General features: G+C 56.1%; 21 protein-coding genes. 7 read left to right on the top strand and 14 right to left on the bottom strand.

All coding sequences use genetic code 11. The features are described from left to right. The first annotated feature begins 535 nt into the window (after positions 1-535). The 4 genes from ELQ88_RS13420 (at position 536) to ELQ88_RS13405 (ending at position 6,573) form a co-directional block, all read left to right on the top strand. On the top strand, positions 536-1,054 hold the full coding sequence (locus ELQ88_RS13420) for an Hcp family type VI secretion system effector (RefSeq protein ID WP_138965598.1): 519 nt from the start codon (positions 536-538) through the stop codon (positions 1,052-1,054). Positions 1,055-1,160: 106 nt separating this feature from the next. After that, positions 1,161-3,212 (top strand): type VI secretion system tip protein VgrG, encoded by a 2,052-nt coding sequence (locus ELQ88_RS13415; RefSeq protein ID WP_138965596.1) that lies wholly within the window; start codon positions 1,161-1,163, stop codon positions 3,210-3,212. After that, entirely contained in the window at positions 3,209-4,042 is an 834-nt protein-coding gene (locus tag ELQ88_RS13410; RefSeq protein ID WP_138965594.1) for a DUF4123 domain-containing protein, read from the top strand. The genes ELQ88_RS13415 and ELQ88_RS13410 overlap by 4 nt, the downstream gene beginning before the upstream one ends. A gap of 20 nt (positions 4,043-4,062) precedes the next feature. Then, positions 4,063-6,573, top strand: coding sequence for a LysM domain-containing protein (locus ELQ88_RS13405; RefSeq protein ID WP_138965592.1), 2,511 nt, complete (start codon positions 4,063-4,065; stop codon positions 6,571-6,573). Between the two features lie 54 nt (positions 6,574-6,627). Here the strand turns inward: ELQ88_RS13405 and ELQ88_RS13400 are convergent, their stop codons facing one another. Both ELQ88_RS13400 and ELQ88_RS13395 read right to left on the bottom strand, forming a co-directional pair. Beyond that, positions 6,628-7,620 (bottom strand): SUMF1/EgtB/PvdO family nonheme iron enzyme, encoded by a 993-nt coding sequence (locus tag ELQ88_RS13400; RefSeq protein WP_138965590.1) that lies wholly within the window; start codon positions 7,618-7,620, stop codon positions 6,628-6,630. Positions 7,621-8,298: 678 nt separating this feature from the next. Continuing rightward, positions 8,299-9,297 (bottom strand): SUMF1/EgtB/PvdO family nonheme iron enzyme, encoded by a 999-nt coding sequence (locus ELQ88_RS13395; protein ID WP_138965588.1) that lies wholly within the window; start codon positions 9,295-9,297, stop codon positions 8,299-8,301. A 303-nt stretch (positions 9,298-9,600) separates the two neighbouring features. Between ELQ88_RS13395 and ELQ88_RS13390 the strand changes: the two genes are divergently transcribed. Continuing rightward, entirely contained in the window at positions 9,601-9,987 is a 387-nt protein-coding gene (locus ELQ88_RS13390; protein WP_138965586.1) for a hypothetical protein, read from the top strand. A gap of 50 nt (positions 9,988-10,037) precedes the next feature. On the opposite strand, the gene ELQ88_RS13385 is transcribed toward ELQ88_RS13390, so the two are convergent. Continuing rightward, positions 10,038-11,051, bottom strand: coding sequence for an SUMF1/EgtB/PvdO family nonheme iron enzyme (locus ELQ88_RS13385; RefSeq protein ID WP_228761605.1), 1,014 nt, complete (start codon positions 11,049-11,051; stop codon positions 10,038-10,040). 412 nt (positions 11,052-11,463) lie between these two features. On the opposite strand from ELQ88_RS13385, the gene ELQ88_RS13380 reads away from it, so the two are divergent. Then, a complete protein-coding gene (locus ELQ88_RS13380) occupies positions 11,464-11,751 on the top strand; it encodes a hypothetical protein (protein WP_138965584.1) in 288 nt (95 codons plus the stop codon). Between the two features lie 26 nt (positions 11,752-11,777). On the opposite strand, the gene ELQ88_RS13375 is transcribed toward ELQ88_RS13380, so the two are convergent. Further along, positions 11,778-12,344 carry an adenylate kinase gene (locus ELQ88_RS13375; protein ID WP_138965582.1) on the bottom strand — a complete coding sequence of 189 codons (567 nt, stop codon included), beginning with the start codon at positions 12,342-12,344 and terminating at the stop codon, positions 11,778-11,780. 414 nt (positions 12,345-12,758) lie between these two features. Here ELQ88_RS13375 and ELQ88_RS13370 point away from each other — a divergent pair, with 414 nt between their 5' ends. Then, on the top strand, positions 12,759-13,118 hold the full coding sequence (locus ELQ88_RS13370; RefSeq protein ID WP_138965580.1) for a hypothetical protein: 360 nt from the start codon (positions 12,759-12,761) through the stop codon (positions 13,116-13,118). Between the two features lie 379 nt (positions 13,119-13,497). On the opposite strand, the gene ELQ88_RS13365 is transcribed toward ELQ88_RS13370, so the two are convergent. From ELQ88_RS13365 to ELQ88_RS13320, 10 genes are all read right to left on the bottom strand, one after another. After that, positions 13,498-14,838, bottom strand: a complete 1,341-nt coding sequence (locus ELQ88_RS13365; RefSeq protein WP_128869941.1) for an MFS transporter — start codon at positions 14,836-14,838, stop codon at positions 13,498-13,500. Between the two features lie 158 nt (positions 14,839-14,996). Beyond that, positions 14,997-15,929, bottom strand: a complete 933-nt coding sequence (locus ELQ88_RS13360; RefSeq protein ID WP_064677006.1) for a 3-keto-5-aminohexanoate cleavage protein — start codon at positions 15,927-15,929, stop codon at positions 14,997-14,999. A gap of 93 nt (positions 15,930-16,022) precedes the next feature. Beyond that, complete coding sequence (locus ELQ88_RS13355; RefSeq protein ID WP_138965578.1) at positions 16,023-16,811, bottom strand: SDR family oxidoreductase; 789 nt, start codon at positions 16,809-16,811, stop codon at positions 16,023-16,025. Next, positions 16,808-17,530, bottom strand: a complete 723-nt coding sequence (locus ELQ88_RS13350) for a GntR family transcriptional regulator (RefSeq protein WP_128869943.1) — start codon at positions 17,528-17,530, stop codon at positions 16,808-16,810. The genes ELQ88_RS13355 and ELQ88_RS13350 overlap by 4 nt, the downstream gene beginning before the upstream one ends. A gap of 1,089 nt (positions 17,531-18,619) precedes the next feature. Then, positions 18,620-19,801 (bottom strand): alpha-hydroxy acid oxidase, encoded by a 1,182-nt coding sequence (locus ELQ88_RS13345; RefSeq protein WP_138965576.1) that lies wholly within the window; start codon positions 19,799-19,801, stop codon positions 18,620-18,622. Between the two features lie 142 nt (positions 19,802-19,943). Further along, entirely contained in the window at positions 19,944-21,221 is a 1,278-nt protein-coding gene (locus ELQ88_RS13340) for an OprD family porin (RefSeq protein ID WP_138965574.1), read from the bottom strand. A gap of 227 nt (positions 21,222-21,448) precedes the next feature. After that, the gene (locus ELQ88_RS13335) at positions 21,449-21,949 is read right to left on the bottom strand and encodes a flavin reductase (protein ID WP_138965572.1); all 501 of its coding nucleotides are present in this window, start codon (positions 21,947-21,949) and stop codon (positions 21,449-21,451) included. Positions 21,950-21,968: 19 nt separating this feature from the next. Further along, positions 21,969-22,928 carry a PDR/VanB family oxidoreductase gene (locus ELQ88_RS13330; protein WP_138965570.1) on the bottom strand — a complete coding sequence of 320 codons (960 nt, stop codon included), beginning with the start codon at positions 22,926-22,928 and terminating at the stop codon, positions 21,969-21,971. A gap of 71 nt (positions 22,929-22,999) precedes the next feature. Next, positions 23,000-23,740, bottom strand: a complete 741-nt coding sequence (locus tag ELQ88_RS13325; protein ID WP_138965568.1) for an SDR family NAD(P)-dependent oxidoreductase — start codon at positions 23,738-23,740, stop codon at positions 23,000-23,002. 10 nt (positions 23,741-23,750) lie between these two features. Continuing rightward, positions 23,751-24,227, bottom strand: a complete 477-nt coding sequence (locus ELQ88_RS13320) for an aromatic-ring-hydroxylating dioxygenase subunit beta (RefSeq protein WP_138969513.1) — start codon at positions 24,225-24,227, stop codon at positions 23,751-23,753. Between the last annotated feature and the right edge of the window lie 17 nt (positions 24,228-24,244).

The following is a 24,244-nucleotide window of genomic DNA, read 5'->3' as shown; positions in this document are numbered from 1 at the left end:
CATAAGTAGACGTCAGCCAGACCCAAACAATTGCAATGTGGCTATATCTTCTGGCATTTCCCATTTCGTCTGGCGATTTTAGAGCATGCCAAGATCAGGCGAGATGAATGCAAAGAATCATTCAGCAATCTTACAGTCATTGCGACAGATAAAATGTAGGAAGATTCTTAAAGTTCGCTAGGAAAATTCCCGCACACCTTCCTGGCATTTTGTAGCAGTCAAATATTAGCGCATCGCGCAAAGTGTGCAAAAAACTGCACACGCAATTGTGGACAACCCTGTGGATGGATCTCTGCAGAACATATATTTCATCACGTACAGACAACTGCGCCATAAGTTGCACAGCGCTGCGCAGCTTCCTGCGCACTTTTATGTGGGCTTTCTATTTAAACCACGAGCTTAATCTTCGTCTTACCAAGCATGTCCTTGATAAATAAGGAATTTAATATCGTTGGCATAAACCTTGATCGTAGTTTGGAACCTGCAATGCAAACATGCCTGCGGGTTCCTATATTTTTCAGCAAGGAGAGCATCCATGGCTACGCCAGCATATATGTCCATCACGGGTACCAAGCAGGGTCTGATCACCGCCGGTGCTTTCACCGCCGACTCAGTCGGCAACACCTACCAGGAAGGGCATGAAGACCAGGTCATGGTTCAGGGCTTCAGCCACGAAATGATCATTCCTCGCGATCCGCAATCGGGTCAACCAACCGGTCAACGCGTTCACAAACCTGTCAAAATCACGAAGGTGTTCGACAAGTCCTCGCCATTGCTGCTGTCTGCACTGACTTCCGGTGAGCGCTTGACCGAGATTACCATCCAATGGTACCGCACCTCCGCAGCAGGCACTCAAGAGCACTACTACACCACCAAACTTGAAGACGCGATCATCGTCGACATCAAGGACTACATGCATAACTGCCAGGACCCGGCGAACTTGCACTTCACGCATCTGGAAGACGTTGAGTTCACCTACCGCAAAATCACCTGGACCCATGAAGTGTCTGGCACCTCTGGTTCTGATGACTGGCGCACCCCAGTTGCAGGCTGAAACTGACTAGCTGTCTCACGGCATCGATCTTTTTAGCGGTTGATGCCGTTTATTACGTCTAAGTGGGCGTCGCGTTTTGTCTCCTCTCTCAGCTAAGGATAAGCGTATGTTCGCGCCGGCCAATGCTGCGCACTTCACGTTACTGATTCCCTCTGTTCGCAACGAGTTCAAGGTACTGGCCTTTAAGGGCACGGAAGCCATCAGCAGCTTGTATGCGATCCAGGTTGAACTCGTCAGTGAATCCCCTGATTTCGATCTTGAGAGCCTGCTCAGTCAGCCGGCTTTTCTCCAGTTTGGCCTGAATGGGGAAGGTATTCATGGGCGTATCGAAGATGTTTTTGTGGGTGAAGCGGGTAAGCGACTGACCCGCTATCACCTGACCTTGGTGCCTGCTCTGCACTATTTGCAATTCAGCCACAATCAAAGGATCTTCCAGCACCTGACGGTGCCACAAATCATCGCCCAGGTACTCAACGGACACGGTATCCAAGCCGACGCGTATACCTTTCACGTCAGGACCAGCCCTGAGCGCGAATACTGCACTCAATACAGTGAAAACGACCTCGAATTCATTCAGCGGCTGTGCAGTGAAGATGGGATTTCGTGGCACCACCAACACAGCCAGGATGGTCATCAGCTCGTATTCACCGACGATCAGACCTTTTTCCCCAAGCTGGGCGGCACGCCTTATCAGCAAGGCTCTGGCTTGGCGGCTGATCACCCGGTCGTCAGCCAGTTCTCCATGCGCTTCAGCACTCGTACCAGCACGGCCACACGCCGGGGCTACGATTTAAAACGTCCAAGCCTGCTGCTGGAAAGCCAATTCACTGCCGAGTTCAGTCCTGCGCTTGAAGACTACCGTTACCCGGTGCGAATCGAAAATGAAAAGCTCGGCAACCAGCTTGCCCGGCAAGCCCTGGAGCGACACCGTACCGACTACCAGTTGGCCGAGGGTCAAAGCGACCAGCCAATCCTGCGCAGTGGCCACTTCTTTGACCTGACTAAACATCCGCGTCAGCAGTGCAACGATTTGTGGCTATTGCTCAGTGTGACGCACTCAGCTAAGCAGCCCCAGGCTCTTGAGGAGTCGGTCACCAGCGACACCAAACCCGAAGATGGCTTCACCCAAGGTTACCGTAATACCTTCAGCGCAATCCCTTGGGACGTGTTCTACCGTCCACCGCTGGTCACGCGTAAATCGGTATTGGTCAGTCAGACTGCCCGAGTCACCGGTCCAGCAGGGGAAGAAATCTTTTGCGATGAGTACGGGCGGGTCAAGGTCGAGTTCCACTGGGATCGCGCCGAACTGGGCAGTGACAAGAGCAGTTGCTGGCTACGGGTGTCCTCCAGTTGGGCGGGAGAAGGTTTCGGCTCGGTGACCATCCCGCGCATCGGCATGGAAGTGGTGGTGACCTACCTGGAAGGTAATCCCGACAATCCGTTGATTACCGGTTGCGTGCCTAACAAGGTCACGCCGGTGCCGTACCCCTTGCCCGCGAACAAAACCAAAACGGTCCTGCGTAGCCAAAGCTCGCCCGCCAGTGGAGGTTACAACGAGCTGTCGATTGAAGACCGTGCTGGGCAGGAACTGATCTACCTGCGGGCTCAGCGTGACATGGAGCAGAGGGTCGAAAACGACAGTCGATTGGAAGTGGGTAACGAACGCCGGGAAACCATCAAGGGCAACAGCATTGCGGTGCTGGAAGCTGAAGAGCAACGCACCGTCACCGCGGACCGCAAAGTCCAGCTCAAAGCCAATGACTATTTGCAGGTAGCCGCCAGCAGCCACACCCGTGTAGGGCAAACGGTGGTGATTGAGGCGGGTCAACAAGTCCACCTCAAGGCCGGTGCCCATCTGATCCTGGACGCAGGGGCCAGCATCACCTTGAAAGGCGGTGGCCAGCATATCGTGATTGGCCCTGGCGGTATTTTCAGCAGCACCGAGATTCAACTAGGTGGCGCACCCGCTTCGGGAACCGCTGCGGCTCCGGTGTTGCCCGGAATGCTTGAAGGGATGACGGCGCCACAAGCATTGCCGCTTCCCAGCCTGCCTTTTTACCAAAAGCAGGCGATGGCAGGTGCTCTCTTACCTATTCCTGGTTGTCAGCTCGATGCCTCAGGTCATTGCCCAATCCACCATCCAGGTAAGACGGCATGATCAAGTCCATCTCCTCGCCCTTTCAGACGTCTGGGGCACCGGGCGTCCTGTGTGTGATTCTGGATGCCAGTTTTGACCCGGATTTACCAACTTATGTAGATCAGTTCACTGCCTATGGCGTCGAACGTTGTATACCGCTCTTCGACGATACCCCGTATGCCGGGTTGCAAGCTGCCGGGCCATTTGCATTGCTGTGTCCTGCACCCGGTGCTTCGATGGAGCACGCCAGCAGGCTGCTGGAGCGGGCCGATGCCGGGTGTGTTGCCTATATGGAGGATGAGCAATCCTTCGAGAGGGCCGTTGAACATTGGCGCAGCCTGCTGACCATCAGCACCGATGACACGCCGGCCCAGTTGATGCGTTTTTTCGATCCGCGCTGGCTGGAGCCGCTACTGAACAGCCTCGATGAAACGGAGCTGTTGCAGTTCATGGGGCCGCTCACCGATATGGTCTGGCGCAACGAGCTGGGCTGGCGCCATCTGGCTAACCCTCGACCTGACCCGGACGTTGAGATTCAGGAGCCTGGCTGGTTGCACCTGAGCTTCGAGCGCCAGGCTCAGATGGATGAGCACCGCTTAAAAGTACTGGCCGGACGGTTAGCCCTGGATTATCAGGCGGCATTGTCAATGCCTAAACCGGTGGAGTTCGTTCATCGGCAACTGCTCGGGGCCCGGCAAACAGGGTATCTGCAACTGGCCGAGCATGAGCGTTGGTTACGCCTGGCGTTGCGTCAGGGCGATGGCTTCTGGAGCAGTTCCCCAAATACCGAATTATTGGCCCGTGATGACTTGGGCCTTGGCGACAAGCTAATCGAGCTTGAGCGTCTCTGAATCACAAGGACGATGATCCGATGAACAACACCTACACGGTTAAAAGCGGCGATACGTTGGGGGAAATTGCCCAGCAACACGGCGCTAAAACGGCTGAGATACAAGCGCTTAACCCGATCATCACCGATCCCAACTACATCAAGCCTGGCTGGGAGCTGAAGCTCCCCAACACCGCGCCTAAGCCGGCACTGCCGCCACCGATGCATGCAGACAGTGCCACCTCCACCGCACTCAAGGGGCAGGCCGAGTGTGATGAAGAGCTGGTCGATGTGGCCCACATTACCGGCGAGCCGCATTTTTATGTCCTGACCGACAAACAGTCCAAGGCACTGAAGCAGGAAATCGGGGCTGTCCAGAAACTGATGGATGAGCTGCATCAGAATCTCGCTAAGGCGCTGCCCACCACGCAGTGCAAGAAGACTCAAGATCCCAACGCCAGCTGCGCGTGCTCCGGCTGTGTCAAAGATGCTTGGGCGGTCAAAGCCGAAGGCGCCGGGTTGCTGACGCGTGACACCAAGCCCCAGCAAACTACAGCCGCACCGCTGACCACCGATAAAGATCTTCAGGGGACAATGGCGGCCTTGCAGGAGGCGCGTGATTGGTATCAGCGTTACACACCCAGTTCTTTTGGTGCCACGCAATTTGAAGCCAACTGGAAGTCATTGCAGAACAAGAAAACCCTGGAGTTGGATCAGGAAATCGGCAAGCTCCGCGCTCAATTGGCGGCCCAGAAAAAACCCGAATCCGAAGACAGCTCTACCAGTGCCAACAGCGCCGCCCCGGATCTCAAACATGGCAAGGGACGCAGCACTGAACGTCAACGCGGGAGCCAGACCAAGTCCGGCGTTACCGTAGTTGAAATCATCCTATTCAGCGACCCGACTCGGCGTCATTACATCTCGATCCCGTGGCGAACTACCACCCCATGGAATGTCCGAGTCCCTACCCGCGTCATCGCCGGAAAACCCTTCAACAAGCAACTGGCCGCTGACCTGATCAAGGACATAAAAAATGCGGTCGGTGGAGGACGCAAAGCCGGACCCTTGGGCAATCTGGAACTCAAGATCAGTACCTGGACCAGCAAACAGGACAACCTGCTCAACACGCTGCATCAGGAAGTGTCCTGGACTTCTAATGAAAGTGATGCATCGCCCTATGCCATATACGCCGAAGCCCATATCTTGCGCTTCGCCGCGAGTGCTAGTGCAGGGGTGAACAACTGGAACCCCAAAGAGGGCAATATCGACGTGGGGGTTAAAGGGAGCGCGGCGTTCTCGCTGGCGGAAGCATCAGCATCCCTCAATTCGTATTTTCCTGATCAGGGCGGATACGTGGCAAACATGGCCTATCGTAATGCCCTAAAACAAGAAGTGCTTCACCCGATGGGCGTGTTTCGCATGAGCGGCAAGTTGGAGCTGTCATGTTTTGTAGGAGCGAAGTTACAGGGCGACGCCGGTGTAAAAACACAATACAAGCCAACGGAAACACCCGCAGGCGCCACCGCGCTGCTGGGTACGCCGGCTATGGAGATCGGTCCCAGTGGCAACATCGGCGTCAAGTGCGAGGCCTTTGCCGGTGCTCAAACTGGTGGTGCGCTGAGTGGTGCGTTTGAGTGGGTTGAACCGGAAAAGCAAGGGATAGGAAAGGCAGTCTTCAGCCAGACTAATGCCAGTAACAACTGGGTTAAGCTGGCCGAGATCAAGGCTGAAGGAAACGTCGCTTTGGGGATCGGTGCCAGCGGTGAGTTTGGCTTCAGCATCGCGAAGAACCGATTAGCGTTTAACTGCAAAGGCTCACTGGTATTCGGTCCTGGTGCCGGTGGTGGGTTTGGTACGGTGGTGGATCTTGAGCAGGTTGGGAAGCTGACGTTGCTGTTTTGCAATGCCTTGGCGTATATGGATTACAGGCATCTGCTGGGTGTGACGAAAGACGCTTTCAGCTACTTGGCTTCAGGACTGTATCAGGTGGCGACCTCTCCAGTGAAAAAGACCATTGAGGGGTTTGAGTTAGGACGCGAAGAAATGCTTGCTTGGTGGGAAGATCGACAAGCAACTAAAGTTGAAGCTGGAGCGCTAGCCGATTATCTCATTCGTCACAAAACAGATAAGATCATGCGGATTCAGGGGCAGGACATTCCTTTGAGTGTATTACCGCCTGAAACCATTGGCCCGATGGTCTATCTGCTAACGGAAGGTGTTATCGCCAGGGGGATTGGTAGTTTTAACGAAAAACAAGAACAGGCCCTAGTCATTCTTCTGTCCGAGGTACGTCGATGGCGGCAATTTATTGAAGTACTGGAGCATTGCTCACTCGATTCGACAAAGGTCAATGCCATGGAAAGTTTGGAACGAATCAACTCCTTGCTTAACGGCCGTGAACAAGACCAATTCAATCGTTTTATTGACAGTTTGGCGATCAATCAAACTTCCGATAGTCCGGTCCGATTGGCCTGGAGCCCCAGCAATGCTTGGCGTAAGGAAAACGTACTGGTGGCGGCACAAAACAGTGGCCGATTTGCTGGTTTGGCATAATTCTGAACGACTACAAAGGCGCTTGAAAGCGCCTTTGTTGGTTGCTGAAGTGCTTTAAAGTGGCTGATTGGATTGAACCGCGCAACGAAAACTTGTGCCAGGTAAATGCCTGCTTCTTACAGGCTCATTAGGGAATCGCCGAACAGTACTAGCCGTGAGCAAAGGATCTTCGCCTGCATTTGTGCCTCGACGGATTCGTTCCGTTCCTGTAGCAGGACCCTGAGGGTTTTCCAATGGCGAGTGGCGGTAATAGTCTTTATCGTACCAATCGTTTACCCAGTCGGTAGCGTTGCCTGACATGTTGTATAGTCCTAGCGGATTAGGAACAAAGCTGTCTACAGCAAATGTGCGCCCCTTTCCTTCGAGAGGAAAATTGCGTCCGTAGTTCAAACTGCCGTTATCAGTAGGGAAAAACAAATGCAGGCCACGACTGCGGGCGGCATATTCCCACTGGGCTTCTGTAGGTAAATCCACAGGGGAACCGCTCAATTTACCTATCCAGCCGCAATAATCCTTGGCTTCTTGCCAGCTTTGGGTAGCAGCTGGTAAGTCGGGTTGATAGCGGAACTGTAAATCCTCACGCTTACGTAGCTCCGCATCAAACAACGGTTTTCCATGAGCAATAAAGAACAGATCGAAATCGCCCAGTGTTGTTTGGTATTTCGACAGGGAGTAACTGCTCAGTTTAACGGGATGAACAAAGTCGTCATCACCATCCATGCTGATGCGCCCCATCCGCTCCGGCTCCACACCGCATGGCCAGTCGCACATATTTGCCGGGTCATCGTCATATGGCCACCCAAAATCCCCCATCTGGAACTCGCCACCTTCGACAAACACCATGTTATCCAGTGACTGAACCACGGTATTCAGTAGCTTGCCACGAACCTCGGTGGAAAGTTTTGGGTATTTCTGTTCAATAGTCGCAGCGATCTGAGAGACCTTATCGGGTGAGAGTTTTTGGCTTTTTGGTAGAGGGGAAGGTTGCGCTTGGCAGCCTGTAAGCAGCAGTAAAGTGCAAAGGGGTAACAAAATGCGCCCAACCATTCAAATATCCTTATGAAGGAAAACTGAAAGACAAAATTTTATCATTTTTCATGCAAGGTAAAAACTTAAAATCGTCGCCTCTCACCTACGAAAACACCTTGTTCTTAAAAATGTCATTAATGTACGAAAAACCATTTATGCAGCATCGCAAACGAACAAATTTACTTAAATTATTTTTTCTGAAAGCACCCCGCCCGCTTACTTTGTAGATACCGACAAAAACCAAATCGCCAGCATGCGCAAGAAGTTGCACAACCAACTGCTTATAAGGAAGCGGCTTCGGGAGCGAGATGTTCCTCTGAGCATGCTGCCACCTGAAATCACTGGGCCGATGGTCTACCTGCTAATAGAAGGGTTATTCCTAGGGGGATTGGTAGCTTCAACGAAAAGCAGGAGAAGGCTCTGGTCATCCTTCTGTCCGAGGTACGTCGCTGGCGGCAATTTATCGAAGTGTTGGAACATTGTTCCCTTGACGGGAAAAAGGTTAATCGTTTTATTGACAACCTGGCGATTAATCAGACTTCCGACATTCCGGTCCGAGTGGCCTGGAGCTCCAGCAATGCCTGGCGCAAGGAGAAAGTACTGGTGGCCGCACAGAACAGCGGCCGGTTTGATGGTTTGGCCTAAACGCTGAGCAAATAATGAGGGCGTATTGATAGCGCCCTCATTGTTTCTGCTCTATAGCGGCTGATCGGATTGCACTGAACAGCGGAAGCTATAGCCTGGGGCGTGCCGTTTTCTTACAGGTTCATCTGCCCACCGTCGTACGGTACTCGCGCTGAGCAATGGGTCTTCGCCATACCCCGAACCCCTACGAATTCTGAGTGTGCCTGTCTCGGGGCCGGTCGGATTCTCAAGCGGTGAGTGGCGATAATAGTCTTTGTCATACCAGTCATTGACCCAGTCGGTGGCATTTCCAGACAGGTTGTAAATCCCCAAGGGGTTAGGAACAAAACTATCAACCGCAAAGGTCCGTTTACCTTTACCCGATGCAGGGAAGTTACGTCCATAGCTCAGGCTCCCATTGTCGGTGGAGAACGCCACATGCTTCCCACGATTGCGTGCGGCATATTCCCACTGGGCCTCAGTGGGCAGATCCACAGGAAAACCACTTAGCACCCCTAACCAACCGCAATAGTCCTTGGCTTCTTGCCAGCTTTGGACCGGCGCTGGCAGCTTGGGCGCGTAAAGCTTTTCCTGTAACTCTTCTCGTTCACGATATTCAGCATCAAACAACGGTTTGCCATGAGCAATAAAGAACAAATCGAAATCCCCCAGTGTTGTTTGAAATTTCGACAAGGAGTAACTGCTCAGTTTAACGGAATGAACAAAGTCGTCATCACCGTCCATGCTGATATGGCCCATCCGTTCCGGGTCCACACCGCATGGCCAGTCGCACATATTTGTCGGGTCATCGTCATAAGGCCAACCAAAATCTCCCATCTGGAATTCACCACCCTCGACAAACACCATGTTATCCAGTGACTGAACCACGGTATTCAGTAGCTTGCCACGAACCTCGGTGGAAAGTTTTGGGTATTTCTGTTCAATAGTCGCAGCGATCTGAGAGACCTTATCGGGTGAGAGTTTTTGGCTTTTTGGTAGAGGGGAAGGTTGCGCTTGGCAGCCTGTAAACAGCAGTAAAGTGCAAAGGGGTAATAAAATGCGCCCAACCATTCAAATATCCTTATGAAGGAAAACTGAAAGGCAAAATTTTATCATTTTTCATGCAAGGTAAAAACTGAAAATCGTTGCCTCTCACCTACGAAAACACCTTATTCTTAAAAATGTCATTAATGTACGAACAACCATTTATGCAGCATCGCAAACGACCAAATTTACTCAAATGATTTTTTCTGAAAGCACCCCGTCCGCTTACTATGTAAACACTGACCAAAACCAAATCGCCAGCATGCGCAAGAAGTTGCACAACCAACTGTTTATAAGGAAGCGGCTTCGGGAGCGAGATATTCCAGTAGCATGCTGCCACCTAAAACCATTGGGCCGATGGTCTACCTGCTAACAGAAGGGGTTATTGCCAGGGGGACTGGTAGCTTCAACGAAAAGCAGGAGAAGGCCCTGGTCATTCTTCTGTCCGAGGTACGTCGCAGGCGGCAATTTATTGAAGTGCTGGAGCATTGTTCCCTCGACGGGACAAAGGTCAAGGCCATGGCGAGTTTGGAACGGATCAACGCCTTGCTCAATGGGCACGAACAAGACCAGTTCAATCGTTTTATTGACAGCCTGGCGATTAATCAGACTTCCGACAGTCCGGTCCGAGTGGCCTGGAGCCCTAGCAACGCATGGCGTAAGGAGGCTGTGCTGGTGGCTGCGCAGAACAGTGGCAGATTTGATGGGCTGGCATAAATCGTGAACCAATAACGAGGGCGTAATAGCGCCCTCTTATTTTTCGGAGTTTATAGCGGCTTATTGAATTGAATAGAACAGCGAAAACCATTCCCTTGAAAGTACCCCTCAGCTACAGGCTTATCAGCCCACCGTCGTACTGTACTAGCGCTGAGCAATGGATCTTCTGGATAATTCGATCCTCTGTGAATCCGATGTGTGCCCGTTTCAGGGCCGGTAGGATTCTCGAGTGGTGAGTGGCGGTAATAGTCTTTGTCGTACCAGTCATTGACCCAGTCGGTGGCATTCCCAGACAGATTATAAATCCCCAGTGGGTTAGGGACAAAGCTATCAACTGCAAAGGTATGACCTGAGCCTGGTTTGGGAAAGTTTCGTCCATAGTTCAAGCTCCCATTGTCGGTGGAGAACATCACATGTTGACCACGATTGCGGGCTGCATATTCCCACTGGGCTTCTGTGGGTAGATCCACTGGAAAACCACTTAGCTCCCCTAACCAACCACAGTAGTCCTTGGCTTCTTGCCAGCTTTTGGCCGGTGCAGGTAGGTTCGGTGCGTAACGCTTAATCTTTAAATTTTCTCGTTCACGATATTCAGCATCAAACAACGGTTTGCCCTGAGCAATAAAGAACAAATCGAAATCGCCCAGTGTTGCCTGAAATTTTGACAGGGAGTAACTGCTCAGCTTGACCGGATGGACGAAGTCGTCATCGCCGTCCATGCTGATATGGCCCATCCGTTCCGGGGCCACACCGCATGGCCAGTCGCACATATTTGTAGGGTCATCATCATACGGCCAACCAAAATCGCCCATCTGGAACTCGCCACCCTCGACAAACACCATGTTATCCAATGACTGCACCACGGTATTCAGTAGCTTGCCGCGAACCTCGGTGGAAAGTTTTGGGTATTTCTGTTCAATGGTCGCAGCAATCTGAGAGACCTTATAGGGTGAGAGTTTTTCGCTTTTTGGTAGAGGGGAAGGTTGCGCTTGGCAGCCTGTAAGCAGCAGTAAAGTGCAAAGGGGTAATAAAACGCGTCCGACCATTAAAATATCCTTATACATGCAAACTGAAGGCCCATATCTTATCATTTCTCATGCAAAGTAAAAACCTGAAAGTTCCCGCACTCCATCTATCAAAACACCTTATCCTTAAAAATATTATCAATGTGCGAACAATCACTTACGCAGCATCGCAAACAAAAAATTTAATTTAGATGAGTTTTTTGAAGCACCCCGCCCGCTCACGACGCGGCCACCGACCAAAACCAAATCGTCAGCATGCGCAAGAAACTGCGCAACTTCTTGCACACTTATCTCAAATTTAGATAAAAATAACGGGCTTAATCTTCGACTATATATTGATACACTCGATAAATAATGAATTAAATTTAACTGGCATAAATTTTGAAAGCGGTTCTGAAGCCTGCACTGCAAATGCCTGTGGGTTCCAATATTTCCAGCAACGAGAGCATCCTTGCAGAATGCGCGTGATTGGTATCAGTCTTACAAGCCCAGCTCTTTTGGTTCCACGCAATTTGAAGCCAACTGGAAGTCATTGCAGAGCAAGAAAACTCTGGAGCTGGATCAGGAAATTGGCAAGCTTCGTGCTCAACTTGCGGCACAAAAAAAAGCCGAACCCGAAGACAGCTCTACCAGTGCCAACAGCGCCGCCCCGGATCTCAAACATGGCAAGGGACGCAGCACTGAACGTCAACGCGGGAGCCAGACCAAGTCCGGCGTTACCGTGGACCAAAAAGGGTGACTGATCTATTTCGGGACTAGAGCGATTCAACCGCTTGTTGATTCCTGGTGAGTCAACTCTGAAATCGCCGCGACTACAGTCATCACCATTTCTGCGATCGCGATCTCTCCGTTCAATCTGAGGGTTGGTTTAGTCAAGTGCTTGAGCCACAGCTCATGTCTAGGTCTACTACGGCCCGCTCGACTGCCTGCTTCATAGCTTTGCGCCCATGTGAGAAATTTTTGGTGGTTCGCATACATATCGCCGCCAGGCAAAATGCGCGGGCCATACCGTCGTGATTCGCGTGACCTCAAGCGCTCCATACGGAGCGGTGTCGGAGTGTCAACGAATACCACCAGATCAGCGCTTTGAATCACCTCGCCCCCCCAGCCATCCAATGATCCGGACAGCGCCCAAGGGAGATCAGCCAGCACTCGTTTTATCAGAACCAGTCGCTCTTCAGGCGGACGTGATTTTTCGAAGGGTGGATCCGTCGGGTACCAATAGTAATCATCGACATCAACATGAGGTATGCGAAGCCTTTCAGCCAATGCTGCTCCTAACGTGCTCACGCCTGCCCCTGAAGCTCCGCTGATATAAATCCGTTGGCTCACCGCCAGGTCTCCTGTCTTGCGAAAATAAGACGTGCCGTCACCTTCGCTTGCAAATTAAACATCCGCGCAAGGCGCGTGTTTAAACGTCCTACTGCTTACCTTCTGAAAGCTACAACACCTTGCGCCGTTGCCTACGGGTACGCCAGAATCCGCCGGCTTGTGCGCCTTGGGGCCGCTAGGTAACTTGATTCGCGTCACTGCCCATCAGTGATCGGGTTTAGCAGCCCATAGATAACCTAAGACGTGCAACGCTCCTATCAGCCAGGTTTTTTGCCTGCATTTTGATGGTGGCTGTGCGCAGGGCGCCCTTGGGCGCGCCGGTTTCTTAGGTTCACCGGTCTGCTAACCTGCGTGCAGCTGCCACCCTCTTCGTTTAGCAGCAGGGGGGTTGGCACACCTTCAGGAACCTAAGATATGTTCAAGGTCACACCCAATCCTCCGAACACCGTTCCAGCATCCCCAAACGAACCCGATTCAAACATACACAACGAGGCTGCCGAACACGCCCTCGATTTTCACTTCCCCTCGACTGCCGACATCAAAGCCACCCCGCGCACACCCAGCACGCTGTTTACCGTCGACCCAAAGGCGACGACCGAGACCCTCATGGTTTATCTGGTCGAAACGCTGGCCTCGGTCGATGTGATTGTTCATCACGTGGTGGATCATCTGGACGGCGGGTCGCGTCACGCCTTGTTGGGCATTTCCAATAGCATCATGCTGGCAGAAATCACGGCGAATCAGGTGCTGAATCAGATCGATCCGCGTGAGTAGCTGGGGTTGACTGAGGCCGAATGTGAGTAAGCCCTGCGGCCTGTGCTGCGGTCTCTTTTTTCGGGACCGCATTTCTGCCAAGCGGCGCCAAGGCCGATTCGTCTGGCCAGATACTCGGCACGGTTCGCAGTTGGAACTCATTCCCGAACATGATTCACCGACCCCAAACGGGTTTAAAAAAACAAGAAAAAAGCACCAAAAAGGGTGCTTTAAGAACAAAAAATAAACCAATCACGATCTTGGGTCGAATCTCAAATGGCAGGACCGGGGCATAACGCAAATTCAACAGCGCCCAGTCCGATGGGAAACCGAGGTGGAAATGTCGCGGATACCACGACCACTCCCACCCCCGACCGGCAGCATTGTTATCAGCGCGCACTCACACAGGCTGTCGCCGACTTTGCAGCCGTTGTTTATCCACCTTGTGCTCATGGCCCTGACGCAATCGCAATGCCGCTATCGCCGCGAGCACCAGGATAATCGCCACGATTTTCATGCCGTTCATGGCATTGCCGGTACTTTGCTCGATCAACCCCATCACGGAGGGGCCGACGAAACCGCCCAGCAGGCCGCACGAGTTGACGAATCCCAACCCTCCTGCGAGCGCCGCGCCCTTGAGTCGCGAAGCGGGGTAGAGAAAGATGATCGACTGCACGACGAAGAACATCACCGCCGATATGCAGAAGCCCAGCAGACTGATCACCGGTCCCGCCAGCGAGGCGATTCCCAGGCCTGCGGCCATGGTCAGCAAACCCGCGACCAGCATTTGCCGGGCACGCGCCGGCGTGGTGGCAAATCGGGGCAGTGCGATAGCGCCCGCAGCGGCCGCCAGCCAAGGCAGGGAAGTCAACAAGCCGATCTGCAAGGTACTCAGCTCGCCGTATTTGCCGATGATGCCGGGCAGGAAAAAGATCACCGTGTAGATCGTGATCTGGTGGCAGAAGTAGACCAGGATCGCCAACAGAATCTGCGGGGTCAGGCATTGTTTGAACGAGTGACCGCCGGCGCCGGCGCCCTCCTCCGATTCAGCGGCCAACCGCCGTTCGATCTGCTCGGCTTCGGCGGCGCTCAGCCAAGGCGCCTTGCTGGGACGGTCCGGCAATTTTTTCCAGACCACCATGGCGAAGAACACCGCCGGCAGGCCCTCGAGCATGAACATCCACTGCCAACCACGCCAGCCCCACACACCGTCCAGTTGCATGAGCGCGGCACCCAGTGGCCCGCCGATGATGTTGGCGAAACACACGCCCAACAGAAAATAACCGGTGGCCCGCGCCCGTTGTTCGCGGCCGAACCAGTATGTCAGGTACAGCATGACGCCAGGGAACAGCCCCGCTTCGGCGATGCCCAGCAGCAGGCGCAACACGTAGAACGACGTTTCGCCCTGGACGAACGCCATCGCCGCCGAGATCAAACCCCAGGTGACCATGATTCGCGCAATCCAGAACCGCGCGCCGACCTTGTGCATGATCAGGTTGCTGGGCACTTCCGACAGTGCGTAGGTGAGAAAGAACAGCCCGGCTCCCAGCCCGTAGGCGGCAGCGGAAATGCCCAGGTCGATATCCAGTTGATGCTTGGCCAACGCGATGTTGGTCCGGTCAAGAAAGCTCAGCACGTAGGCCGCAATCAGCAACGGCATCAGCTTGACGAACATCAACTTGTTCAGCGTCGCCGAGTCTCGGGGGGTATCAGGTGTTCCGATGGTTCTTGTTATTGTCATCGCGCAAACCTCTTGCAGCTACAGCTGTAGAGAAGCCCCGGCAACGCTGGCCGCCGTGAGCAAAAAAAAGCTGAGCTGACTGTTTTTATGAAGAGGACAGGTTTCGTTGTCAACACCAGGCGCCGACCACCCAGGCCGGCGCCATCATGACAACGCTATTAAAAATCGACCTGGTCCTTGCCCTTGAGATCGAGCATTTCCCGCGCCTCATCCGGCGTCGCCACGCGCCCGCCCAGGGCTTCGATCACCGTGCGAATGCGCTTGACCTGATCGGCATTGGACGCGGCCAGTTTGCCGGGCCCGTCCCACAGCGAATCCTCAAGGCCGACGCGTACATGGCTGCCCATCGACAGGCCCATGGTGCCCAGCGGAATCTGATTGCGGCCGGCACCGAGAATCGACCACTGGTACGCGTCGCCGAACAGGCGGTCGGCCGTACGGCGCATGTGCGCCAGGTCCTCGGGATGTCCACCGATGCCGCCGCGCAGACCGAACACCGACTGAATGAAAATCGGCGCCTTGAGCAACCCGCGCTGCAGGAAGTGTGCGGCGGTGTACAGATGGCCGATGTCGTAGCATTCAATTTCAAAACGGGTACGGTTCTCGGCACAGGCGTTGAGAATGTGAGCGATGTCGCGGAAGGTATTGCGGAAGATCCGGTCGTCGCTCTCGGCCAGGTATGGCCGCTCCCAGTCGTGCTTGAATTCGGTGAAACGATCGAGCATTTCGTACAGCCCGAAGTTCATCGATCCCATGTTCAGCGACGCCAGTTCCGGCTTGAGTTGTGCCACAGGCTGCAGGCGTTCTTCCACGCCCATGGTCGGCGCACCGCCGGTGGTGATGTTGATCACCACGTCACTCTTGGCCTTGATCTGCGGCAGGAACTGACGAAACAGGTCGACATCCTGACTCGGCCGCCCATCGATTGGATCGCGGGCATGCAGGTGCACAATCGAGGCGCCGGCCTCGGCGGCACCAATGGCGGCGTCGGCAATTTCCTGCGGGGTGATTGGCAAGTGCGGCGACATCGACGGCGTATGGATGGCGCCAGTGACGGCGCAGGTAATGATGATCGGGCGATTTTTGGACATGAGTGTTCTCCGTTCTTGTTCTTGGCGAGAAAGTTATTGGGGTCACTCGACGCGGATTATGTCCGGCCGTTGTTGTAACCGAAGTCGAGACGCTTAGAGGTACTCGACGTTGCCATCGACGCTGATGGCCTGGCCGGTCACGTTGCGTGCGGCGGGCGAACACAGGAACAGCGCCATGGCGGCAACGTCCTCGGCGGTGACCATGCGTTTGAGCGAGATCTTTTTCAGGTACTCCCCACGCATCTGCGCTTCTGGCACGTTCATCTGCTCGGCGCGGGCGCGAATCACCCCGTCCATGCGCGGGCCTTCGACGATGCCGGGCAGCAAGGCGTTGACGCGGATGTCGCTTTCACCCAACTCGGATGCCAGGGATTTCATCAGGCCGACGATGGCCCACTTGGTCGCGGCATACGGCGTGCGCCAGGCGTAACCCAGGCGGCCGGCCACCGACGCGATGTGGATCAGATGTGCGTTGGGTGACGCTTTGAGCAGCGGCACCGCGTGATGGGCAAAGCGGTATTGCGCCGTGAGGTTGATGTCGATGGTGCGCTGCCATTCCTCGTCGGTGACCGCATCGATCCCGGCGGTCGGCCCGGCGATCCCGGCGTTATTGACCAGGACATCGAGGCCACCGAACTGTTCGCGCTGAACCTTGAATACCGCCTCAATCTGCGCCGGGTCACCCACATCGGCACGGGTGGCAACGCTGTCCGGGTAACGGTCGCGGAATGCTGCAATGGCGGCTTCGCTGACATCACACACATGCACTTTTGCACCCGCCTCCATGTAAGCCGCTGCCAGCACTTCACCGATCCCGGCCGCGCCGCCAGAGATCAGCACCCGCAGGCCGGTGTAGGGAATCAGTCGATTGAGAACGCTCATGCTTTCTTTACTCCAGAAACCGGCGACCGTGACCGGTCGCCCTTGTCGATCAGGCGTGCCAGGGAGTCGGCCGCCTGCATGATGTCGTCGGTGACTGCCGCCCGGGCCGCAGCCCCGTCACGCGCGGCCAGGGCCTCGACGATGCGGTTGTGCGCTTCCATCGAGCGCTGCAGGTGCGCTTTGTCCGGTGCGACAAGCGCAAAGCAGGGGCCCATGTGCAGCCAGAAATTCTCCACGGCGGCGATGGTCAGGTCAGCTTTGGCCACTGCATAGATGCGCCGGTGGAAGGCGAAGTTAGTCCACAGGTAGCGGGCCACATCGACGCTGTCGGCGGCTTGCTGCATCTGGTCGCACAGGTGGCTGATGTCTTTAAGGTCGGCGTCGTTGAGCAGGATGACGGCCTTCTCGGCCAACAGGCCTTCGAGCGCAACCCGGGCGTCGCGGATCTCGCGCAGTCGTTCGGGGGTCATCATGCGCACACGCAGGCGGGAGGTCTCGGTGACTTCGAAGGCGTTCTCTGCGCTGAGTCGATTGAGTGCTTCGCGCACCGGCATCGGGCTGGAACCCAGCGCCTCGGCAAGACCGCGGATGGTCAGTTTCTGGCCTGGCTGGAAGCGGCCGCTCATCAGCGCTTCACGGATCTGGCGGTAGACCTGATCCTGCAGGGTGTCGCGGGAAACCTGACGCATGGTGGGCAGGAGGATTGGGCGATCTGTCATGAGGAAGGGCTCACATTGGACGTTCTTATGGCTCCAATATGTGATCACAAATAACATATGTCAAATTAATTTTGGGCTGGGTATGTCGCTTTTGCCCTACTCCGCGCCTGATGCCCGGTTCGCGTATTTACGCAATATCCGGCCGGCTTTACCCCGGGTGCGCATATCGAAGTGCGGATACCGGGCAGCAAGCCCGTCAGGTGTGGCATGGCTGTAGAAGAGCTTCGATCCTAGCAACGGCCCCGGCGCCCCACTGCCCGAAACGCGCAAGTGTCATTCCGATTCTGCAACGCAATCACCTGGTCGTGTGCGACCACGATCCTCGTAGGAGCGGGCTTGCCAGCGAAGAGGCCAGTACATTCAACATCTGCTTCGCCTGACACTCCGCTTTCGCTGGCAAGCCAGCTCCTACAGGGGTTTTCGGTGTTCACGCGAGGGCGCAGGCACCGCCGAACCCTGTAGGAGCTGGCTTGCCAGCGAAGAGGCCGGTACATTCAACATCTACATCGCCTGACACTCCGCTTTCGCTGGCAAGCCAGCTCCTACAGGGGGTTTGCGGTGTTCACGCGAGGGGGCTGGCACCACCGAACCCTGTAGGAGCTGGCTTGCCAGCGAAGAGGCCGGCACATTCAACATCTGCTTCGCCTGACACTCCGCTTTCGCTGGCAAGCCAGCTCCTACAGAGGGTTTGCGGTGTTCACGCGAGGGGCTGGCACCGCCGAACCCTGTAGGAGCTGGCTTGCCAGCGAAGAGGCCGGTACATTCAACATCTGCTTCGCCTGACACTCCGCTTTCGCTGGCAAGCCAGCGCCTACAGGGGGTTTGCGGTGTTCACGCGAGGGGCTGGCACCGCCGAACCCTGTAGGAGCTGGCTTGCCAGCGAAGAGGCCGGTACATTCAACATCTGCTTCGCCTGACACTCCGCTTTCGCTGGCAAGCCAGCGCCTACAGGGGGTTTGCGGTGTTCACGCGAGGGGCTGGCACCGCCGAACCCTGTAGGAGCTGGCTTGCCAGCGAAGAGGCCAGTACATTCAACATCTGCTTCGCCTGACTCTCCGCTTTCGCTGGCAAGCCAGCGCCTACAGGGGGTTATGCGCGTCGACGCGCGAACACGCTGTCGCGGTCGAGGTGGTTGAGGTGGGTGCAGCCCATCAGGTTCATGGTCAGCGCCAGTTCATCCGTCAACACGTCCAGCGCCTTGCCGACGCCGGCTTCACCCGCCACCGCGACACCGTAAAGCGTGGAACGCCCCAGCAACACGGCATCGACCCCCAGGGCGAGCGCCTTGACGATATCGCTGCCACGCCGGATCCCGCCGTCGAGCAGCAGGCTGAGCTTGCCCTGTGCCTGCGGGGCGATGGCCGCCAGTGCGTCGAGACTGCCGAGGGCGCCGTCCAATTGGCGGCCGCCGTGGTTGGACACCACCACACCGTCGAGCCCCAGGGCGATGGCGCGCTCCACATCCGCCGGATGCAACACGCCCTTGAGCAATAGTCGCTCGCCCCATCGGTCACGCAAACGCGCCAGCATGTCCCAGTCGAGCAAGGTATCCATCTGCTTGCCGATAAACGCCATCGATCCCAGGGGATTACGCTCCGCCGGAGGCAAGTACGGTTCGAGGTTGCCCATGCCCGGCAGCCCGGATGGCCACATCACCTGCTTGAGCCAGCGCGGGTGGCGGAGCACGTCGAACTTGTTGCGCCATGCCAGCTGCCGCGGCCTGGCGAAGTTGCGCCGATCCCATTCGCGATTGCCCAGCACCATCGCATCACAGGTCAACACCAGGGTCCGGCAACCGACGGCGGCGGCCCGCTGCAGCAAATCGTTCTGCACCCGCGGATCGCGCATGGCGTACAGCTGGAACCACAGGTCGACGCCGGGCACCGCCGCGACAAGGTCTTCCAGCGAGGTGTTGGACGCGGTACTCAGGCTGAAAGGCAAACCACGCGCTGTCGCCGCCCGGGCCAGGTGAATGTCGGCATCGCGGTGCAGCAGGCCGTTGTAGCCCGTCGGCCCGATCAGCATCGGCAAGGGCAACACCCGGCCGAGCAAGACCCGGGAAGTGTCGGGGACATGGCACGGCACCATGGCTCTGGCGTGCAAGCCATAAGCACTGAACGCGTCGAGATTATCCTTGAGCGTCAGTTCAGCCTCCGCACCGCCGCTGAGGTATTCCCAGGCAAAGTAAGGCAAGCGTCGCCGGGCCATGTCGGCCAGTTCGGCAATGCTGTGCACACGATTCAAGTCGGAGCCGGTATAGAAACGACGCATAGGCAATCCTTGAAGGGCGGGCTAAAAACCGCTGCGAAAAAAAGCCCGGGAGGAGCGCCCCGGGCCAAGGAAAAACAGTGAACATCGACATTGCCCGGATGCGCGGGCAGACCCGCAAGCCGCGAAGGGCTCACGGGGGACTTCAGAACTTCCAGGTGTATGTGGTGACCAGGCGGTTTTCCTGATAGTCCGGTCCCGACGCATTGCCATTGCCATAGCGCGTCTTGACGTCGATGCGGCGCCATTCGAAACCCACGTCCTTGAGCGCTCCGCTTTGCACCACATAACCGAGCACGATGTTGCGTTCGCTTTCGACGTTCTGGTCGAGGGCATTGCTGCCCCGGTCGACACCGGTGCCGCGCATGTAACGCGTCATCAATTTCAACCCTGGCAAACCGATGCCCGCGAAGTTGTAGTCATAACGCAGTTGCCAGGAGCTTTCGTTCGGCTTGACGAACGCCACTGTCGACCAGTTCACCAGGTAAGGCTGCGGCGCATAGCCGTTGAGCGTCGGGAATGTCGATTCGCCAAGCATGCGCTGGTAGCCGACACCGATGGCATGAGCCCCCTTCTTCAACGTGGTCATGACCCCGTAGGACTTGTTGTCGATATCGCCATACAGTGCCTTGCCGTCTTCACTGTTATTGAAGTAACGAAGGTCTGTCTTCAAGCCGTAACCGGCACCCAGGTCATGGTTGTAGGTCAAGCCCAGATAGTGTTGTTTATAGATATCCTCCAGCTGACCGAAAAAATACGTACCGGACAAGTTCGGGGTAAACGCATAGGTGGCGCCACCGAAGTTCAGGCCGTCACTGCGACGTTTAATGTTGGGCCCATTGAACAAGTACATCTTTTCGGTATTGGAAGACTCCCGGGAACTGATTTCGGTAAAACGGCCACCGGTCAGCGTCAGCTTGTCGACTTCTTTGGATTCGATCTGCACCCCGTGATAGGTGGTGATCAATTGCCGCGAGTCGTCGATGTAAGCCACCGGCAACGTCGGACGCAGCTCACCGATCTTCAGCTCGGTCTTGTTGTAACGAACCTTCCCGGTCAGCGCCGCCCGGCCATAGTCCCGGACTTGCTCGCCCTTGCTGGTGTCGTACGGAATGATGGTGTCCGGCCCACGGCCACCGCCGCCGTCCAGGCGATAGGCGTACTGCGCCGAGAGGTCCAGGCCAAACTGCAGCGTGCCCTCGGTGTAACCCGAGATTGCGCGAAAATCGAAGCCTTGGGTCCAACTGCCGACCCGTGATTGCGGGGCGTCATGCTGTTTGAAATCGCGGTCGATATAGAAGTTGCGCATCCCCAGGCTGACCTGGCTGTCGTCGACGAAGTCGGCATGCGCAACCACCGGTGTGAAGATCCCCATCACCGCCGCAGTGGCGACGCCGCGGCTTACCCAGCTCTTCTGAAACATCAAACTTTCCTTCTTTTTTACATGCACAAAGGCACGGCTAGTGGAAGCAGATCAATTCAGCAAAAGTGCAACTTTGGCAGTCAATCCGCAGTATTGTTTTTATAACCACTTACTGCAAAAAAGTCGTAACACAGCCATTCGCCAAAACAGCGACAACCGCTTTCTAGTTATTATCAAACTCAACGATATTGGAAAGTCTTATCGGTATTTCCCGGATAACGACAGGTTCAGGAAGTTGCTTTGGAGGCATCTCCCAACCGGTGGTAGGCGCGATTGAAATACACCAGGCCTTCCTCGCTTTCGCCATTACGAATACCCAGCACTTCGCAATAGAAAATCGTGTGCGATCCCACTTCATGAGCCTGGGCGATTCGGCAGTCGAAACTGACCAGTGCCTCATCCAGCAGCGGCGCACCGCTTTCCAGGGTGCTCCAGGAGGCGCAGGAAAAACGCTGCTCGGTATCGAGATGGCGGTTGGAGAACGCCCCCGACACCTCCTGGTGACCCGGGGTCAGCACGTTCACGCTGAGCACGCCGTTGCTCTTGAAATGCACATTGGAAAACGACGAGCGATTCATGCACACCAACAACGTCGGCGGCTGGTCGGTCACGCTGCACACCGCAGACGCGGTAAAGCCGAAACGACCCGCGGGGCCATCGGTGGTGATGACCGAAACCGCGCCACCAAGCATTGCCATTGAGTTACGAAATCCAGTTGTATCGACCATGGTCTTACCCTCCGGTCTATCAGATATCCAGCACCAGTTTCTTGGACTTGGCCCGGGAACAGCACACCAGAATCTGGTCATTGGCGGATTTTTCGTCATCCGTGAGATAGACGTCGCGATGATCCGGTTCGCCTTCGATGACGTCGCACAAGCAGGTGCCGCAAACGCCCTGCTCACAGGACACTTCAATCTTGATGCCCACGGCAGTCAGCGCCTCGACGATGCTCTGGCCCTCGGCAACCTGTACGGTCTTGCCGCTGCGCCGGGCAACCACTTCGAAACCGGCGCCCGAGGCGTCGACTTCGACCTGGAAGTATTCGCGGTGCACATGATCGTCGGCGTACCCCGCTGCCAGGGCCTGGGCAATGACCCAGTCCATGAAACCGGCCGGTCCGCAGACATACACATGCACGCCGGCCTGCGCGGTGCCCAGCACGGCGTGCAGGTCGAGTTTCTGTTCGGCTGCTTCGTCGTCGAAATGCGTGCGCAACCGCGAAGCGAACGCAGCGCTGTCCAGCTCTTCGAGAAAGGCGCTGCGGCTACGCGAACGGCCGCAATAATGCAGTTCGAAATCACTGTCGCGGGCATTCAGCGCGTAGGCCATGGCGACCATCGGGGTGATACCGATACCGCCGCCGATCAGGATCGAGCGGCGGGCATCGCTCGCCAACGGAAAATGATTGCGCGGCAGGCTGATCTCGATCTCGCGACCTTCCTGCAGTAATTCATGCACCGCCACCGAACCGCCGCGCGAGGCGGGATCCTTGAGTACGCCCAAGCGGTAGGCGTCGGCGTTGGCCGGGTTACCACACAGCGAATACTGGCGAACCAGCCCGGTCTTGAGGTGGATATCGACATGCGCGCCCGCCTCGAAGGCGGGCAAAGGCTGTCCCGACGGATCGCGCAGATCCAGTACGACGACTCCTTCGCCCTGCTCTTCGCGCTTGCGCACGACGACTTTCAATAATTGATCGCTCATACAGGCCATCCCGAATGTGTTGTAAGGGAGCGCATCTGCGCGCCCCCGCTGCTTTTCCAATCCGTAAAACTTCAGCGCATGAAGATCCCGCCGTTCACATCCCAGGTCGCCCCGGTGGTGAAGTAGGCGTCTTCACTGGCCAGTTGCACGATCAGCTTGCCGATGAACGCGGCGTTGCCCAATTGCCTGACCGGGATCGCCTCGATCAGTTTTTCCAGGCGCTCGGGCGGCACGGCGGCGCGCACCGCCGGTGACTCGATAGGGCCTGGGGCGATGGCGTTGACCGTGACACCGGACGCCGCCAGTTCCTTGGCAAAGATCTTGGTCAAGGTGATGATGGCGCCCTTGGACGCGGCGTAATGCGCGCCGGTCGCGGTGCCGCCGTTCTGCCCGGCCAGGGAAGCCATGTTGATGATCCTCCCGTAACCGCGGGTCGCCAGGTAGCTGCCGAACACCTGGCAGCCGACAAAGGTGCCGCGCTGGTTGACGCTCACGACACGGTCGAACTCTTCCGGGCTGATCTGCATCACCGGTGTGGTCATGGTCATCGCGGCGTTGTTCACCACCACCTGCAACTCGCCCCAATGCGCCACGACGGCCGCCAGCGCGTCTTCGAAATCGGCCTTACTCGAGACGTCGAGCTTGAGCGCCAGCACCCGCTCGCCCGTGCCGTCGAGTTCGGCGGCGGTGGCCTGTGCCGACTCCAACGAACGGTCGCTGACGACCACCCGGTAGCCGGCGTTCAACAGTTGTTCGGCGATGCTCTTGCCCAGCCCCTGGGCCGCGCCGGTGACCAATGCAACCTGTGTCATGGCAACGTCCTCAGAGGATGTAGCCGATACCGGCGAGGGTATCGGTGGAGTTGATCAGCTGAATCAGCTTGCGCTGAATCTTGAAACTGTCACCGCTGCGCACCAGTTCAAACGTGACATCGGCGGTGTACTGCTTGAGCACATCCTTGCGGAACTCGCGCAGGTTCTGCGCGCACCGCACGGTGACCACCCCGTCTGCATCCGACAACAGGCGAAAGCGCGACTGACTGCGCACGGTGCGTGCCCGCGGGGTGGTCGAAATCGACTCGCCACTGGTCAGGCGGGTCACGCGCAACTGACGCATGTGGTGATCGTCGTAGGCGTAGTTCAGGGTGTTCTCGAAATCGGTTTCCAGCGGATCGATCGGGATGATGTAGGTCGCGTTCGCGGTCCACAGATCCAGCCATTCGACGAAATCGCCGTGGTCGAGCATGTCCGCTTCCTGCCAGATGAAAGCGCTGACCTGGTTGAGCAATTGCAGATTAATCATGGTGTTCTCCGTCG

This window comes from Pseudomonas sp. MPC6 (genome assembly GCF_006094435.1).
In the GTDB taxonomy this organism is placed as follows: Bacteria; Pseudomonadota; Gammaproteobacteria; order Pseudomonadales; family Pseudomonadaceae; genus Aquipseudomonas.
The sequence above is the reverse complement of the archived record's forward strand: the minus strand, read 5'-3'. Positions and strand labels throughout refer to the sequence as shown.